We start from the raw sequence: 15,766 nt of genomic DNA, 5'->3' as shown, positions 1-15,766 counted from the left end.
AAAAAGGGTTGCGTTTCGGCGCATCCTTTTTGCGCCCCACCTCCATAAAACCGATTTTGAGTGTCATAAATTATTTTTATCGATATTTCTTGAAATTTGTGCCAGTTTATCTAGGCTGAAGACATAAGCGCCCCAACACGCGCACATCATCTGGGAGGATGGGATGAAATTTTCGACGATCAAAAAGCAATCTATACTGGCAACGTTGCTCTTGGCCTCGACTGCGATCAACGCGGCCGAAGTGGACGGGCCCGAAGTAAACTGGAGCTTGTCGATGTGGGGCAACCCCCGCGCGCTTTCAGCTGGTATCGAAGCGATTTCTGACCGTGTCGAAGAGGCGACAGGCGGAAACTTCAAGATCAATGTATTCTACGGTGGTCAACTTTCCGGAGCCCGCGAAAATCTGGATGGTCTGCAACTGAACGCCTTTGAAGGCGCGGCCATTTGCAACTTTTACCACCCCGGCAAAAACCCGGCCTGGATGGTGTTCTCGCTTCCATTCCTGCCTCTTGGCGATCCGGCGATCGACAAAGTGGTCCGTTCGCGGATGTTCGAGCATCCTGCAATTGTTGCCGACATGGAACGCTGGAATGCTCTTCCCTACCTGTCCGGACTTTTGCCGCAGTATGAAATCCTAGGCAAAGGCGATGCGCCTACCGAACTGTCGGATTGGTCCGGCATGCGCGTTCGCGCCGGTGGCGGTCTTGGCAGCGCAATGGAAGTTCTGGGCGCTGTTAAACAAACCTTGCCCGCAGGCGAAACATCTACCGCGTTCCAACGCGGCGCAGTTGATGCAGCGGCCTTTCCGTTCACCTATGCGCATGTGTCCTTTGGCATCGCAGACGAAGCAGACTGGTTCACAGGCAACCTTGCACCGGGCACCTCTGAATGTGGCTGGGTCTTGAACAAAACCGCCTACGAAGCCCTGCCCGAGCAGTATCAAACCCTGCTGATGGATTTGCGCGACATGGGCATGGACGTCGAACAGGCGGCCTATGCAACGCAAGACGAAAAGAACATGCCGGTTTTCCGCGAAACAATGACCGAAATCACCTACTCCGACGAACAGCTTGCTGAATTCCGCAAGATTGCCGGCCAGCCGGTGTGGGATGCATGGATCGCTGCAAACGCCGACAAATTTGATGCACAAGGCGTGTTTGACGCGGTCTTCCAATATGCAGAAGACGCGAAAGCAAGCCAGTAAGCCGGCCCTTTTCAAACAAATAAAAATGCGACTCCAAAGGGCAGCTTTGCCCTTTGGATTTTGCCCACTTGCTTCACCTAAGGACGTGTGATGGCCCAGACTGATGCACCCTCTGATGGCCTTATTGGCCGATTTGACCGACTGTTGATCCCGCTCGAAGACATGGCCAACCTGATCGCAGCTTTTGCCATTATGGCCTTGATGATACTGGGCGTCTTGCAGATCGTACTTCGCACCGTCTTCAACACCCCGATCACCGGTTATATCGATTTGGTCGAACTCTCGATGGCCAGCATGGCCTTTTTAGGGGCCGCTTATTGCCAAAGACTGGGCAGTCACATCCGTATGGAAATGCTGGTCGGAAGGCTCAGAGGCAGGTCACTTTGGCTGGTTGAAGCGTTCGGCGCGGCGGTAGCACTCTTTATTATCGGAGTATTGGTTTACTATAGCTGGGGCCACTTTATGCGCGCCTACACCCTTGGGGATACCACAATTGACGCCGAGTTTCCGGTTTGGCCATCCAAACTTCTGGTTCCGGCAGCCTTTTCCATCTGGTTTTGCCGCCTGGCCATTCAGCTCGCAGGAACACTGCGATTGTTGATCAATCCAGACCGTTCCAAAGCTGGCGTTGTCGTCGTCAAAGACGTGGCAGAACAAGCGCAGGACGAAATCCACGAAGTTATGGGCGACACCCCCAAATCCGGAGACGCATCATGATTTTGGGTATTGGAATGTCCGATCCGTTTTTGGTCGGCATAATCACACTGGGCCTGCTGTTGCTGCTGATTGTCCTCGGCGTTCGGGTTGTTTTCGCTGCTGCCTTTGTTGGCCTGCTTGGGCTGGTCGAGCTGCGGGGCTGGGGTCCTGCTGCAGGCATCGTCGGGACGATCCCGCATTCAAAGTCATCGACCTACGCACTGAGCGTCTTGCCGATGTTCATTTTTATAGGTTTTTTGGCATTCCACGCTGGAATGACACAGCAATTGTTTGACGCAGCGCGCAAATGGTTGGGCTGGTTGCCGGGTGGTTTGGCTGTGGCAACGGTCTTTGCGACGGCAGGGTTTGCGGCCGTATCAGGTGCATCGACCGCAACAGCGGCGGTGTTTTCACGTGTCGCAATCCCTGAAATGCTAAAATATGGCTACGATCGCAAAATGGCGGCAGGTGTCGTGGCATCGGCAGGCACACTTGCAACCTTGATCCCACCGTCTGCGATCTTGGTGATCTACGCCATTATCGTTGAGCAATCCGTTGGAAAACTGCTCTTGGCCGGCTTTTTGCCAGGGATCGTGTCTGCACTGGTTTACGCTGGGATCATCATCGTTTGGGCCATGATCAAACCCGAAGCAGCGCCGCGCGTTCGGGCCTATTCCATGCGTGAGCGTATGGAAACCTTACCCGGAATTTCGCCGATTTTCCTTGTTGTTCTGATTATCATGACCTCGATCTACGGCGGTTGGGCCACCCCGACCGAGGCGGGCGCGCTCGGTGCGTCTGTGGTTTTTGTTCTGGCCTTGATCCGCGGCACACCGTTGTCATCAATCAAAGACTCCTTGATGGAATCGGCCAAACTGACGGTGATGATCTTTTCGTTGATCTGGGGCGTTTTGGTCTTTGTGCGTTTCTTGGGCTTTTCCGGTATCCCCGGCAGCTTTACCGAGTGGATCGTCGGGCTCGATGTAGAACCCATGACAATCATGATTTGCATTTTGCTGGGCTATGCCGTCTTGGGTATGTTCATGGACGCAATTGGCATGCTGTTGCTGACCTTGCCCGTGGTTTACCCAGCGGTCATGGCCCTTGGCTTTGATCCGATCTGGTTTGGCATCATCGCTGTTAAAATGGCCGAGATTTGCTTGATCACCCCGCCAATCGGATTGAACTGTTTTGTGGTTAACGGAGTGCGACCGGACATTCCTCTTGGGCAGGTCTTTCGCGGGGTCGCGCTGTTTTTTATCGCCGATGTGATCACCATTGCCATGCTTTTGGCATTCCCCGATATCGTGACATGGTTGCCGAATTTCGACTTCGAAGCATGGTGGTCCGGTCTTTGGGCTGTGGCAAACTAAGTTAGGAAATAACATGCGCCTTCAAACCTCTTTGTCGCTGGAAATGGCCAATGCAATCGTCACCAAAGCCCTGTCCTTGGGCCGGGAGGCGGGCTTACTGCCGCTCACTGTTGTGGCGCTGGACGCGGGCGGGCGGCTGGTTGCCATGCAGTCCGAAGACGGGTCGGGCATCATGCGTTACGACGTCGCCTTTGGAAAAGCTTGGGGCGCGTTGGGAATGGGAATTTCCAGCCGCCTGATCCGCGACCGCTTGTCAGAGCGCCCAGTGTTTCAAACCTCCCTTGCGGCAGCATCGGATGGCCGGCTTATCCCCGTTCCGGGTGGTGTTTTGGTCGAAACAAAGGACGGGATAACCATAGGCGCAGTGGGGATCAGCGGCGATACGTCTGACAAAGACGAATACTGCGCAATCGAAGCGATCAAACAAGCAGGGGCCTTTCCCGAACCGGCAGAGCCAAACCCGGAATGGAAGACCTCTTCGCTTTCGGATCACTATCCCGCGTCGAGTTGAAGAATGTGATCAATGTGGCGGTGGGTCACTTGAAGACGCGGCAACTGGCCGTCCTTGGCGTCCATCAAAGCGAACGTAGACTTGCCCTGCCAGTCAACCGGCAAAACCATGCAACGGACAAAACTGGTGACACCTTGGCGTTGCATGGCCACTGCCCTAACCGGCGATTGCGCCGCTTCGAACCAACTGTCACCGGCCTGCATGACTTGAGTATGATCATCCGCCTCGATCCGCAGCGACCCACGTACCAGATGCCGAATTCCAGGTCCGCAATGGGTATGCCGATGGGCAACCGCCCCGACGGGAAAACAGACCTCGTCAAGCCGGACCAAGACCTGGCTGGCGTTTGCAGGCATGTCCAAACGATGGCTGGCCATCACCACGTCGCCGACCAAAGGGACATCCGACAAGACAAAGCCCAAACTGCCCACAGGCATATTGGCATCCTCACCAATGGTCCCCTGCCCCGCAGGGTGAGCGTCCGCTGTGCTTGCCAACTTCGTCCACTGCGCGGTGCAATATATGGCGGCATCTTGCGAAAAAATGCCCCCTTGAATCAAGCTCATGTGCATTGTTTTTCCCCGCTTAGTACCATAGCAGATCATAGCATATTCTCATCATATGGCCTATCCAAATGAGCGCAAAGCCGCCGCCAAAATGGCTCAATTCCAGCTTGACGCTTCTCTTGGTAGCGCTCTCCACATGTGTCTTAATTTCAAAGACATATGACGCCCCAACTGCTTCGGCTGCGGCGCGGGGGTTGTTTGTGACGCTGTGCCTGTTTGGCCTGCGGTATGGCAGCATTCGCGAATGGTTGCTTGCAGCTGTCGCCGCGACTCTGGCCTTGATTTTGACCATGTCAAATCCAGGATCGGCAGATCTCAATGCCGCTGCCGATCTTGCGGCCTTTTTTGCGGCCTTTATTGTATTGCTGACGGTGCTCAAGGTTGCTGCTGAACGGTCACGGTCAATCTTGGCTGTGGGCCGCTTCTTGACATCTCAGCCACCAGGGCGGCGCTTTTACGCAACAGCTCTGGGCGGTCATGTTCTTGGGGTATTTTTAAATTTCGGAGCCGTCAGCCTGATGGCTCCGCTTATTCAAAAAGGGGCCATCATAACTGGGACCAAGCCTGATCCGGACCTTGAACGCCGCCAACTCTCAGCCTTGCTGCGCGGGTTTTCGTGGATACTACTTTGGGCACCAACGACCCTCAGTCAGGCCGTTTTGCTGACACTGTTTACGGATGTGAACATGAGCCAGATCTTTGGCATGGGATTGGCCACCGCCTTTTTGATGATGTTGCTTGGCCGGATGTATGATCGCTATGAATGGCGCAACGCCCCCCGCCGGACTGCTGCAAAGCAAGCGCCAATTCCGCCTTGGCGCGCGATAGGCATTGTGGGGTGTGTTTGCTTCGGACTGATCACATCAACAGTTCTGCTGCAACTTTCTGCGGGATATAGCACAGCACTGGCTTTGATGTTTGTGGCCCCGGCCATCACAATCTTTTGGTTCGGGCTACAAACACCCAAGGTCAGTGAAATTTGTCAGCATCTTTGGAAGCTCGGACCATTGCTGGCTGCCAATGCAGCCGGGTTGACCCGCAGCGCTATGGCCTTGGGCCTATCGGGGTTTATCGGCCGCGCATTGGCCGAGGTTCTGCCCATTGAAGAGATTTCCAACCATATTGACCTAAGCGCCCTGCCCGGCTGGGTGTTCTTGGCTTGCCTACCACTGCTCATCACACTGGGCGGACAGGTTGCAATCAGCCCCATCATGCTTGTGGTGTTTTTGGGGCAAGTTATCCAAACACTGCCGGTGCTTCCAGCCGAGCCAACCCACATTGTTTTTGCCCTTAGCGCGGGTTGGGCGATCAGCATGTTGGCCTCGCCCAATGCCACAGCGACGCTCTTGATCGCGGCCACTTCGGGGATCGCCCCAACGACACTCACATGGCGCTGGAACTTGCGTTACGCAGTATTATGCTATGCGGTTTTTGTCGGCATTTTCGTTGTTCTGGCTTGGTAGCCAACGCCGCCAAGCCAGTCCCACCTAGCTGGTGAACAGATCTGCGTATTGATCCCGCAGGGCTTTCTTTTGGACTTTGCCCATCGTGTTGCGCGGCAGTTCCGGCAATACGATTAAACGCTGCGGATGTTTGAACCGTGCCAAGGACTTGCCGATATTGGCCTTGATCGCCACCAAATCAGGGTCTTGATCGCCACTTGCCACCAAGATGCCAACAACAGTTTCGCCAAAGTCTGGATGCGGGACACCGATGACCGCGCTTTCAAGAACGCCATCCTCGTCATCCAGCAACAGTTCGATTTCCTTGGGGTAAATATTGTAGCCCCCAGAAATAATCAGATCCTTGTTGCGGCCTACAATCGTAAGATACCCGTCCGAATCAAATTGCCCAAGATCACCAGTGATAAAAAACCCGTCCTCGCGCAGCTCTTCTGCGGTTTTTTCGGGCATTTGCCAGTAACCTTTGAAAACATTTGGCCCGCGCACTTCGATCTCGCCGATCTCGCCTTGGGGCAATGTTTCGCCTGTGTTGCTATCCGTGATTTTCACCTCTGTCCCCGGCAGTGCAAAACCAACTGTGCCAGCCCGCCGTTCGCCCGAATAAGGGTTGGAGGTGTTCATATTGGTTTCTGTCATTCCATAGCGCTCAAGAATGCGGTGCCCTGTGCGCTCTTCGAACTGGATATGGGTTTCCGACAACAATGGTGCACTGCCCGACACAAACAACCGCATGTGCTGGGCAAGATCCTTGGTGAACCGCGCATCCCCCAGCAGACGGGTGTAAAAGGTCGGCACACCCATCATTGCAGTCGCCGATGGCAACTGGGCAATCACCTGATCCAAATCGAATTTGGGCAGAAAGATCATCTGCCCGCCTGCCAACAACGTGATGTTAGACGCCACAAAAAGCCCATGCGTGTGAAAGATCGGCAACGCGTGCAGCAAGACATCCTTGTCGGTGAACTGCCATTCTTCCGTCAGAGTTTTCGCATTCGAAAGCAGGTTGCCTTGTGTCAGCATCGCACCTTTGGACCGCCCGGTTGTCCCTGACGTGTAGAGGAAGGCCGCCAGATCGTCTTCGCCGCGGGACACCGTTTCAAATCGGTTTGGCAAGGCCTGCGCCTTGACGTGAAAGCTGCCTGTGCCGTCGCTGTTCAAAGTTTCCAGCACAGCGCCGCAACTGTCCGCGACGGATTGCAGCTCATCAGCATTGGAATGGTCGCATAGCAGTAGACGCGCGCCACTATTTTCAACGAAATAGCGGACTTCGCCCGCAGTATAGGCGGTGTTAAGCGGTAAAAACACGACGCCCGCCTGTGCACAGGCGGCATAAACAGCCAACGCCTGAGGGGATTTTCCGATCTGAACCGCAAGGCGATCCCCCGCCACGAGCCCCAGTTCGGTCATGAGCCCTGCGTATTGTGCTGCCATTCCCAAAAAGTCGGCGTAGCTGATCGACGATCCGTCAGGCAGGTGTAAAAAGGGCGATGTTTTGGCGTGATGCTGCCCAAACAGGGTGTCATATAACGGGTTGGTCATCATCATCTCCTAGCTGTCGTTATCGGCCAAAGCACTGAGCGCCCGGACTTCCGAGGACGCGACGACGGTTTTTTCAGTTGCGAATTTTTCATGATTTTTGGTGATTTGGGACGGATCATAGAGATAGTTTACCATGGCTCCGTTCGATTGGGCCATTCCGTTTTCTGAAATATCCGCACCGGCATGAACTGCGTGGACTTGCGCCCCGTTGCCCAAATGAAAGCGCGCCACCGGATCAACGGGCAAGCCGTCCGCACGCTTTGCCTCCAGCAAATACCGTGCTGCGACCGCCTGTTCGCCTTCTGGCGTGTCCGGTTTGGCCTGCGCATTTGCATCTAGCCATCGGTTCAGCCCCGGAATCGGAGACAATGTCACAAAGTTGGACAAAGCAGGCAGGTCGCGCGACAAATCAGACACAACCTGTTTGATCAATGAATTCCCAAAGGAAATCCCTGCCAACCCCGCCTGACAGTTTGAAATTGAATAGAAAACTGCCGTATCTGCCTCTTGTGCGGTGATGGAATCTCGCCCGTCTGCAAGCAACACTTGAACCGAATTCGGAACCCCGCGCGTCAAGGCAACCTCGACAAAGATAAGTGGTTCATCCGCCATGGCAGGATGAAAAAGCCCATAGCATCGCCGGTCGGCGGGCTGTAAACGCCGGCGCAAATCATCCCAGCTGTCGATGGCATGCACAGCTTCATAAGCAATGATCTTGTCTAAAATTTCGGCTGGGCTGGACCAGTTAATGGGCCGCAAAACCAAAAAGCCACGATTGAACCAAGATGAAAACAGATGTTTGAAATCGACATCTAGCGGAGCAAGGTCCGGGTGGTCACGCAACAGCCCAAGCAAATCCTTACGCATTGCCACCAACTGACCGGTTGCGCCCGGCACTTGATTCAACCGCCGTGCCAACTCTTGACGACGCGGCTCACAAGCTGCGGCAAATGCCAGATAACTGCCTTTCGATGGCATTTCTTTATAGGCTTCAAGCGTTGCAATGACCTGCTCGGGGTCAATTTCCAACTCATGGGTCATGAACTCAAAAAACGCTCGTTTTTGGTCGATATCCATTGCTGCATAACGGTCCAGTATCAATGTCGCCAGCGTGCCACCAGACACCTCTCCGTGGTTGCCCAGCAGATCAATCGCCAGCTCCTGTGGAGGGCGTTTATCAGACTGCCCTGACAAAGAACTTAGATATCGACGCTCAAAAACGGTTGAGATCAGATCCCCAAACAAGCTCATGTTGCGGTCTCCTTGATTGGACTTAAGCCAGCTCACATTGCCACAAACTGCACTCTAGGTCAACTATATTGTATACAAGAATTCCTTTCTTGCATCCCAATCCAACGCGAAACAGTATTAGACTCAGGGTTTGACACGTCGCCACCACAGTCTGTTTCTGACGGGTCCGATCATCAAGTGATGCAGCCCCTGAGCACTTGTACAACCGGGTAAAAAGGCGTTGTTTTAGTCTATTGCTCGCTGCAAAGGCTGGATCCATGACATCGCACAAACTTAGCCCTATCGCTGCTTTTGACATTCAAGGCGGGAATGTCACACAAACCGTGCAAAGCTGGCCTCATTTGGACTTGGCTGCCGGATACCGCTGGCTGCATCTTGACTTAATCAACCCCGAAACCGTGCCTTGGATCACCGAAAATCTGCCAGAGATTGCGGCAAAGGCATTGTGGCAAGAAGAAACCCGCCCAAGGTGCGAACGTCATGACAACGGGCTGATCCTGAATCTGCGGGCCGTCAACCTGAACCCGGGTTCCGACCCGGAAGACATGGTTTCCTTGCGTATGTGGGTGACAAAGTCCGCAGTTGTCACTGCCCGAACCCGCAAGGTCTGGGCCGCCGACGCTATCCGACAATCCGCCGACAAAGGTGTTGCACCAGCGACTGTCGGACTATTTCTGGCCGAATTAACCCATGGTCTTGCCCACCGGATCGAGGCGATTTCACTCGGGCTCGAAGATCAGACAGACCTGCTGGAGGAAACCGTTCTAGGAGGCGATGCCTTGGCCCTTGGTCAACTGGGAAACCTAAGGCAAACCGTCATCAAGATGCGCCGGTTCATCAATCCACAACGCGAAGCCGTCGCCACGCTCGCAGCCCAAGAGAACTGGATTTTCTCGGCTGACGAATTGGCTCAGTTGCGTGAAACAAGCAATAAGACACGCCGAATTGTTGAAGAACTGGATGCAACGCGGGACAGACTGGCCGCATTGCAGGAATTCATTGATGCAGAGCGTACCCATGCCCTAAGCCGGAACAGCTATATTCTGTCAGTTGTGGCCGCGATTTTCTTGCCCTTGGGGTTTTTGACCGGCTTGTTCGGGATCAATGTCGCTGGCATGCCCGGAACGGCCGAACCGCTGGCATTTTGGTTTGTAACGGGAGGGTCTGCGATCGCAGGGATTGCGCTGTTTTTAATCTTCAAACTGTCCAAGTGGCTATAAGACGAAATGAATTTAAAACGGCATTTTTTTCTGAAATGCATCCAATTGGTGCCGCGAACACCCAAAAATGCAAAGTGCAGCACATTTTGATGTGCTGCACTTAACCAAATTGGCCGCTTATCCCGATTTATTTTGGGCTTTCTTGCCAGTTTTGACCGGACGATCACTGTGCTGTCCGCCATTTCCGTTTAGCGCTTGGTACCAAGCGGGCTTTTGGACAGGGTTTGCACCAGGACGTTTTGCCTTCGGCTTTTTAGATTTAGGCATGGAATATCCTTTCCAGATGTCTTGCTTACATAGAAGGTCTGATGCTGGATGGAAACAGCCCACTTCTGCACGGGCTTTGCTTTCCAGCCAGCTGCGCCCCTATAGTCTAGCTCTGATCAAGCCAGGCCAGAGTGACTGCCGCAAGCAATATGTACCGGGTGGCTTTTGCCAAGGTAACAAGGATTACGAAAGACCAAAGCGGTTCGCGCAAAATTCCGGCGACAACCGTCAATGGGTCCCCGACAACCGGAAGCCAGCTTCCTAGCAGCGACCAGCGACCATACCGGTGATACCAGTTTTCTGCCTGTTTTAGTTGTTGATCCGAGGCCGGAAACCATGATTTCCCCCGAAAGCGCAATGCAAAGCCACCAAGATACCAATTGATCACTGATCCCAGCACATTTCCAACCGTCGCGACAACAAGAAGGACACCGACTGATCGGCTGCCCTCAAGCAACAAACCAACCAGCACTGCTTCGGATTGCATGGGCAATATCGTTGCAGCAATCAAGGCCGAGGCAAAAAGCCCCATATATCCAATCATCTTGTATCCTAGCGATTGGCATGGCCGGGCACGTAGCTGCCCAAACGTTCATCACGAAGTGCAGCTGCCATCAGAAACCCATGCGCTGCTTGCGTATTGTATCGACAGAACCGTGACCGGCTGCGATAGCTCATGTTTGGCTCTCCTTCCACTTGTTTGGATCACGTCGTGCTTTTGTCAATTCAGACCCACCTTTTGTATGCTACGTCCCAGCCTTGCGATTTGTTACTACAGGTCGAAGCGTTTTCGGACGGTGCCCAGCAGTGTCACGAGGCACAGCTTACCTTGGACTATGTGTCTGTGCATCGTGAAATCTCTGGAGAAGAGGGCATGGGTACGCGCCGGTGGATCAAAGCCGGACCCCGGTTTGAATGTCGCTACACCGCGTTGGTTGAAGTCACCCGCCCTGCCATTGCACTGAACGGCCTCGGCCAGACCCCATGGGTGGAGATCCCCAGCGAGGTGGTCAAATATCTAATGCCTTCCCGCTATTGCCAATCAGAACTGTTTTTGGACTTTGTCTCCTCTCAGTTCCGCGACATGTCCGGCGGTGACTTGATTGAAAACATGAGCCACTGGATCTACACAAACTTCACCTATGACAATGGCATAAGCCATGCTGGAACCAGCGCAACCGACAGTTTTGGCAGCCAAGCAGGGGTTTGCCGCGACTACGCCCATGTTCTGATATCGTTGGCACGGGCGGCCGGCATTCCCGCCCGCTTTGTCAGTGTGTATGCACCCGATGTGGTGCCGCAGGATTTCCACGCTGTGGTTGAGGTCTATCTGGAGGACGCGTGGTATATTGTGGACCCGACTGGTATGGCCATCCCCACCGAAATCATTCGTATTTGTGTCGGGCGCGATGCCTCGGATGCATCCTTTTTGACCTCCTATGGATGGATGGACCTGATAGAGCAATCCGTTGATGTGCGCCGCGCAGACGCGTGACACCGCCCCCCCTAGGGCTAATATTCAAAAGCCGCCCATTCCTTGATTGAATATAACTGCATTCGATCCTAGACAGCTTGCGTGCATATCGCACGGTGTCTTATCTGATCTGGATCTCTGAAATGACCTATTGTGTTGGCCTTCGCTTGAACAGTGGCCTTGTTTTCATGTCGGACACGCGCACCAACGCCGGGGTTGACAACTTTTCGACCACCAAAAAGATGTTCACGTGGAATGTCCCCGGCGAGCGGACCATAACACTGATGACCGCGGGCAATCTTGCCACGACCCAAGCCTTGATCAGTTTGCTTGAAGAACGGTCCAAAACGGTTTCGGAACGCAACCCCACGATCCTTGAGCAACCCACTATGTTTCAGGTCGCAAGATTGGTTGGCGCGACGCTAAAGGAAGTGATCCAGAACAGCGCCACGGGCGGTCAAACCGGATCGTCGAAATTCACGGCATCCGTGATTGTCGGCGGTCAGATTGCGGGCGGTAATCCGACGTTGTTTTTGATCTACCCAGAAGGCAACTTTATCGAAGTGACCGACGACACGCCGTTTTTCCAGATTGGCGAGGCCAAATACGGGAAACCGATCCTGGTCCGCGCCTATGAGCCCGATATGAGCTTTGAGGATGCGATCAAGCTCTTGGTGGTTTCATTTGATTCAACCATCAAGGCGAACCTGTCCGTTGGCTTGCCGCTGGATCTGCAAGTCTATGAAACAGACAGCTTTGCGGTTAGTGATCAGCCACGCATTGAAACGGACGACGCGTATTATCAGTCTATTTCCCAAGGCTGGGGCGATGCATTGCGCACGGCCTTAATGCACTTGCCAAGTTATAAACGCAGCTAACACCCGTAATGATGGGTGTCTCTAGAGGAGCGTGACATCAACCGCTTGTGTATTGCGCTGGCTGCCCGACGATCGCAAATGACCACTGACTGGTGAAATATCTGAATAGTCTCGCCCATAGCCGACAACGATATGGTCGGTGCTGACAAGGGTGGCATTGGTCGGGTCATATTCGATCCAGCCCATCTCGGTTCCGCACCACGCCCGAACCCATGCATGCATCGCATCTGCACCGGCAAGTTTGACACCGCCTTCGGGCGGCAAGGTGCGCAGGTAGCCACTAACATAGGCTGCCGGAATGCCCAAAGCCTGCAAAGCCGAAATCATAATGTGGCTAAAGTCCTGACATACACCACGTTTTATCTTGAACGCCTCAGCGGCGCTGGTGTCTACAGTGGTCGCGGAGGCATCAAACGCCATCTTCTCATACAGAGCCTGACCGATCGTAATCACAGTGCTGGCGGCGCTGGCGCTGGGATCATGTAGATCGCGCGCAAATGCGGCGATGTCCGCATTCGGCGGCAAACGCAAAGTCGGGCCCAGGAAATGCACTGGCGATTCCGGACCGAGATCCCTGCTTGCTTGCCATTGTTGGCACACAGTTTCCGCGTCCGGTGATACGTCACGCCAAGGCGGAGGGGGATGCATCTCAACATGGCAGGCCAGCCGAATGGACATATCATCATGCGGTGTAATGTGCGTGCAGGTGGTCGTTCGGTTGCCAAAGAAATCAACGGAATCGGTCCGGGTCTCAGCCTCGGGAAACACCTCCAAAAGGTGGTTCGAAAGCTGCTGTCTGCCAGCAATTGATTTTGGCAAAACACGGATCAGATGACGGCCATTTGCGGCGGGCCGCTCGTAGGAGTGGGTGATAGTGAGGCGAATGTTGTAGTTCATGGTCTAAACCAAATAATACTCATTCAGGGCGTTTGAAATATCCCAGATATCTTGTCTCATTTGGATCAGCCCCTCGGGTGTGATTTCATCAGGCTGGCTTGTCGCCAATTGCGTTTCAACCATCAAAGTCTGGCGCGCCACTTCGGACAAAAGATGGCCGGTATCTTGGCGCGGTAAATGGGCAATATGATCTTTTGTCCGCGATATATGATACCGGATAGAGCGCGGGTTTTGCAGATCAAGCCCAAGCAGATCAACCACAGAAGCAGTGTTCGCCAGAACAACAAAACGCGACCGGTGTGATCCCACGCTGTCCGCAATTTCAAGCGATAAATCCAGCGCACCGGTTGGTGCATCCTTGCCGATACAGGCCGCCAGAACAGAACACATGTTGGCCGCACGTTCCAACGACACCCCAATGCTCAAAAATCGCCAGCCGTCCGACCGGTACATATTTTCATGCACCAGTCCCGAAAAACCGGTGGTCTGACGCAAAAGGCTGCTGATCTCGACCGGGATTTCGTCGATCAGAGATGATCGACCTTGAAACGCTTGAATTTGCCCTGCAAGACCGCGCAAAGCCATCATCCCATCCGGTGAAAACCGGTCGTTTATCCGTGACGCCGATTGCAGGCCAAGGGTAAGCGGTTCAGCAAAGCGCTGCGTGATATCGCGCGCCTTCGGGGCGACATTGTCCATGAGGTGGGCGCGCATATAGGCCGGAATGGCATCATTGTGGTCCGCGCCATCAGAAATGCGCGCATAATACGCACGGCACTGGCGCATGTTCTGCTCCGACCTTTCGACATAGCGGCCAAGCCAGAACAGGTTATCCGCAGCACGGCTTGGCAAAATGGCATGGGTCGACCGGCGCGTGATCGCCTGCGTTTCTTGTGACAAAAGGGTGCTGGCAGGAAGCTTTGTTTTGCTAGCGATCCAGACGTCAGCAACTTTGCCCCCCTGTTGCATGGCCATCGCTTTGGCATCCGCGCCAGCACTGATACGGGCGTAGCCCCCTGGCATGACCTCCCAACCATCCGCCGTGCGGCCCAGTGAAATCCGAATACACATCGGCCGCGCAACCATTTCACCATTCTCAAAGGACGGAGTGGTCGACAAGGTGACCGCCTCTTGCCCAACATAGTCCCGGCCAGCGGTGCGCAGCATTTTCTCCAGACTGTCAGCGCTAGTATTGTCTGGGCCATTGCCAATCGTCAGTGTGGCGGGATCAGCCATCAAGGGGCGCGTTGAAAAAGCATTGCCCACCATCATTTGCTCACTATGGGCCAACACATGATCGCGCTGCGCCTCCTGACCGCACCACCATGTTGCGATATTAGGAAGCGCCAAGCCGCGCCCAAGATGCGCCCTCGCAATTTTTGGCAAAAAGGCCATCAAGGCGCGGGTTTCCAACACCCCTGCCCCAACCATATTCACGGTTTTCAGCGCGCCATCGCGCACCGCCTGCACCAAACCGGCAGCCCCCAACATCGAGGTAGGGTCCAGTTCTAGCGGATCGAACATCGTACTTGGCAACCGGTTCCAGAGCAGGCTGATAGGTTTGGCAGCATCAACCGTGCGAACCATGGCTTTGCCGTCTTGGACGATCAGATCTTCGCCTTCGACCAAAAGCAAACCAAGGTAGCGGGCAATATATGTGTGCTCAGGATAGTTCTGGTTCATCGGACCGGGCGACAAAAGGGCAATTTCACCTTTTGTCCGCCCCTTTACCGCGAACAATGTTTGCTGGAAGTTGCGAAAAAATCCGGCAAGCCGGTGAATGTTGCTGTGGTTCAAAAATCCCGGGAAAACCCGGCTCATTGCGATGCGGTTTTCGATCGCAAAACCCGCAGTTGACGGCGCTTCGACAAGATCGCTGATCACCCACCATCTTCCATCCGGTCCCCGCCCGATTTCGAACGACAAGGTATTGAGCAGATGCGCGCTCCCCCCGCCCAAGCCAACCATTGGTCGCAACCAAGCGGGGTTTTGGCTCAGCAAGGTTGCAGGCAATTGCCCCGAGCTGACAAGCGTATTGTCGCCATAGAAATCACGCAGTACAAATTCCAAAAACTCGGCGCGTTCAATCAAACCTGCAGAAATGCTTTTCCACTCATCCTCATCCAGGATGACCGGAATATGGCTCAGCGGCCATTCGCGTTCTGTCGACAGGGTTTCATCATATTGGCGGAAAAGAACCCCAGCATCGCGCAGGTATTGATCGCCTCGGGCGAACCGAAAGGACAAGTCTTCGGGCGTCAGGCGACTAAGGTGGTCAAAAAACGAAGCCCAGACAGGTTTTACCAGCCCGTCTGTGCCCAGCATTTCATCCGAATGCGCGCCCCCCGCAGCAACATAATTGGCATATGCCAACAACAAGTCGTCTGGGCGCGATTGATCGCTCGTTTGGGGGGCGGTTTTTTGCAC

General features: G+C 54.2%; 15 protein-coding genes. 8 read left to right on the top strand and 7 right to left on the bottom strand.

Annotation, left to right across the window (positions count from 1 at the left end; genetic code table 11):
* Positions 1-163: 163 nt before the first annotated feature.
* From C8N36_RS02470 to C8N36_RS02455, 4 genes are all read left to right on the top strand, one after another.
* The gene (locus tag C8N36_RS02470; protein ID WP_097803048.1) at positions 164-1,204 is read left to right on the top strand and encodes a type 2 periplasmic-binding domain-containing protein; all 1,041 of its coding nucleotides are present in this window, start codon (positions 164-166) and stop codon (positions 1,202-1,204) included.
* Between the two features lie 90 nt (positions 1,205-1,294).
* Positions 1,295-1,921, top strand: a complete 627-nt coding sequence (locus C8N36_RS02465) for a TRAP transporter small permease subunit (RefSeq protein WP_097803047.1) — start codon at positions 1,295-1,297, stop codon at positions 1,919-1,921.
* The gene (locus C8N36_RS02460) at positions 1,918-3,273 is read left to right on the top strand and encodes a TRAP transporter large permease (protein ID WP_176527062.1); all 1,356 of its coding nucleotides are present in this window, start codon (positions 1,918-1,920) and stop codon (positions 3,271-3,273) included. Before C8N36_RS02465 ends, C8N36_RS02460 begins: the two co-directional genes overlap by 4 nt.
* A 13-nt stretch (positions 3,274-3,286) precedes the next feature.
* Positions 3,287-3,784 (top strand): GlcG/HbpS family heme-binding protein, encoded by a 498-nt coding sequence (locus tag C8N36_RS02455; RefSeq protein ID WP_097803046.1) that lies wholly within the window; start codon positions 3,287-3,289, stop codon positions 3,782-3,784.
* Here the strand turns inward: C8N36_RS02455 and C8N36_RS02450 are convergent.
* On the bottom strand, positions 3,766-4,350 hold the full coding sequence (locus C8N36_RS02450) for a cupin domain-containing protein (protein ID WP_097803045.1): 585 nt from the start codon (positions 4,348-4,350) through the stop codon (positions 3,766-3,768). The genes C8N36_RS02455 and C8N36_RS02450 overlap by 19 nt on opposite strands.
* A 68-nt stretch (positions 4,351-4,418) precedes the next feature.
* On the opposite strand from C8N36_RS02450, the gene C8N36_RS02445 reads away from it, so the two are divergent.
* Positions 4,419-5,813 (top strand): hypothetical protein, encoded by a 1,395-nt coding sequence (locus C8N36_RS02445; RefSeq protein ID WP_097803044.1) that lies wholly within the window; start codon positions 4,419-4,421, stop codon positions 5,811-5,813.
* A gap of 24 nt (positions 5,814-5,837) precedes the next feature.
* Here the strand turns inward: C8N36_RS02445 and C8N36_RS02440 are convergent, their stop codons facing one another.
* Both C8N36_RS02440 and C8N36_RS02435 read right to left on the bottom strand, forming a co-directional pair.
* Positions 5,838-7,352 (bottom strand): malonate--CoA ligase, encoded by a 1,515-nt coding sequence (locus tag C8N36_RS02440; protein WP_097803387.1) that lies wholly within the window; start codon positions 7,350-7,352, stop codon positions 5,838-5,840.
* 9 nt (positions 7,353-7,361) lie between these two features.
* Positions 7,362-8,603: a malonyl-CoA decarboxylase gene (locus C8N36_RS02435; RefSeq protein ID WP_097803043.1), complete on the bottom strand. Its 1,242-nt coding sequence runs from the start codon at positions 8,601-8,603 to the stop codon at positions 7,362-7,364.
* Between the two features lie 257 nt (positions 8,604-8,860).
* Between C8N36_RS02435 and C8N36_RS02430 the strand changes: the two genes are divergently transcribed.
* The gene (locus tag C8N36_RS02430) at positions 8,861-9,823 is read left to right on the top strand and encodes a zinc transporter ZntB (RefSeq protein ID WP_097803042.1); all 963 of its coding nucleotides are present in this window, start codon (positions 8,861-8,863) and stop codon (positions 9,821-9,823) included.
* 373 nt (positions 9,824-10,196) lie between these two features.
* On the opposite strand, the gene C8N36_RS02425 is transcribed toward C8N36_RS02430, so the two are convergent.
* Positions 10,197-10,634, bottom strand: a complete 438-nt coding sequence (locus C8N36_RS02425) for a YqaA family protein (RefSeq protein WP_097803041.1) — start codon at positions 10,632-10,634, stop codon at positions 10,197-10,199.
* An 8-nt stretch (positions 10,635-10,642) separates the two neighbouring features.
* Positions 10,643-10,768, bottom strand: a complete 126-nt coding sequence (locus C8N36_RS24655) for a hypothetical protein (protein ID WP_255253599.1) — start codon at positions 10,766-10,768, stop codon at positions 10,643-10,645.
* A 34-nt stretch (positions 10,769-10,802) separates the two neighbouring features.
* Between C8N36_RS24655 and C8N36_RS02420 the strand changes: the two genes are divergently transcribed.
* Entirely contained in the window at positions 10,803-11,585 is a 783-nt protein-coding gene (locus C8N36_RS02420; protein WP_097803386.1) for a transglutaminase-like domain-containing protein, read from the top strand.
* 122 nt (positions 11,586-11,707) lie between these two features.
* Entirely contained in the window at positions 11,708-12,442 is a 735-nt protein-coding gene (locus C8N36_RS02415) for a proteasome-type protease (RefSeq protein ID WP_097803385.1), read from the top strand.
* 21 nt (positions 12,443-12,463) lie between these two features.
* Here C8N36_RS02415 and C8N36_RS02410 read toward each other — a convergent pair whose 3' ends face one another.
* Positions 12,464-13,339, bottom strand: coding sequence for a transglutaminase family protein (locus C8N36_RS02410; protein WP_097803040.1), 876 nt, complete (start codon positions 13,337-13,339; stop codon positions 12,464-12,466).
* Between the two features lie 3 nt (positions 13,340-13,342).
* Positions 13,343-15,712: a circularly permuted type 2 ATP-grasp protein gene (locus C8N36_RS02405; RefSeq protein WP_245910704.1), complete on the bottom strand. Its 2,370-nt coding sequence runs from the start codon at positions 15,710-15,712 to the stop codon at positions 13,343-13,345.
* Positions 15,713-15,766 lie beyond the last annotated feature (54 nt).

Origin of the sequence: Pelagimonas varians, from assembly GCF_003208435.1 — a bacterium.
GTDB classification, from domain to species: domain Bacteria; phylum Pseudomonadota; class Alphaproteobacteria; order Rhodobacterales; family Rhodobacteraceae; genus Pelagimonas; species Pelagimonas varians.
Note: the sequence above shows the minus strand (reverse complement) of the source record. Positions and strands in the feature narration are given on the sequence as shown.

Coding starts and splice junctions, on each gene's coding strand:
- C8N36_RS02470 (WP_097803048.1), top strand. CDS start 164: ATGAAATTTTCGACGATCAAAAAGCAATCTATACTGGCAACGTTGCTC.
- C8N36_RS02465 (WP_097803047.1), top strand. CDS start 1,295: ATGGCCCAGACTGATGCACCCTCTGATGGCCTTATTGGCCGATTTGAC.
- C8N36_RS02460 (WP_176527062.1), top strand. CDS start 1,918: ATGATTTTGGGTATTGGAATGTCCGATCCGTTTTTGGTCGGCATAATC.
- C8N36_RS02455 (WP_097803046.1), top strand. CDS start 3,287: ATGCGCCTTCAAACCTCTTTGTCGCTGGAAATGGCCAATGCAATCGTC.
- C8N36_RS02450 (WP_097803045.1), bottom strand. CDS start 4,350: ATGAGCTTGATTCAAGGGGGCATTTTTTCGCAAGATGCCGCCATATAT.
- C8N36_RS02445 (WP_097803044.1), top strand. CDS start 4,419: ATGAGCGCAAAGCCGCCGCCAAAATGGCTCAATTCCAGCTTGACGCTT.
- C8N36_RS02440 (WP_097803387.1), bottom strand. CDS start 7,352: ATGACCAACCCGTTATATGACACCCTGTTTGGGCAGCATCACGCCAAA.
- C8N36_RS02435 (WP_097803043.1), bottom strand. CDS start 8,603: ATGAGCTTGTTTGGGGATCTGATCTCAACCGTTTTTGAGCGTCGATAT.
- C8N36_RS02430 (WP_097803042.1), top strand. CDS start 8,861: ATGACATCGCACAAACTTAGCCCTATCGCTGCTTTTGACATTCAAGGC.
- C8N36_RS02425 (WP_097803041.1), bottom strand. CDS start 10,634: ATGATTGGATATATGGGGCTTTTTGCCTCGGCCTTGATTGCTGCAACG.
- C8N36_RS24655 (WP_255253599.1), bottom strand. CDS start 10,768: ATGAGCTATCGCAGCCGGTCACGGTTCTGTCGATACAATACGCAAGCA.
- C8N36_RS02415 (WP_097803385.1), top strand. CDS start 11,708: ATGACCTATTGTGTTGGCCTTCGCTTGAACAGTGGCCTTGTTTTCATG.
- C8N36_RS02410 (WP_097803040.1), bottom strand. CDS start 13,339: ATGAACTACAACATTCGCCTCACTATCACCCACTCCTACGAGCGGCCC.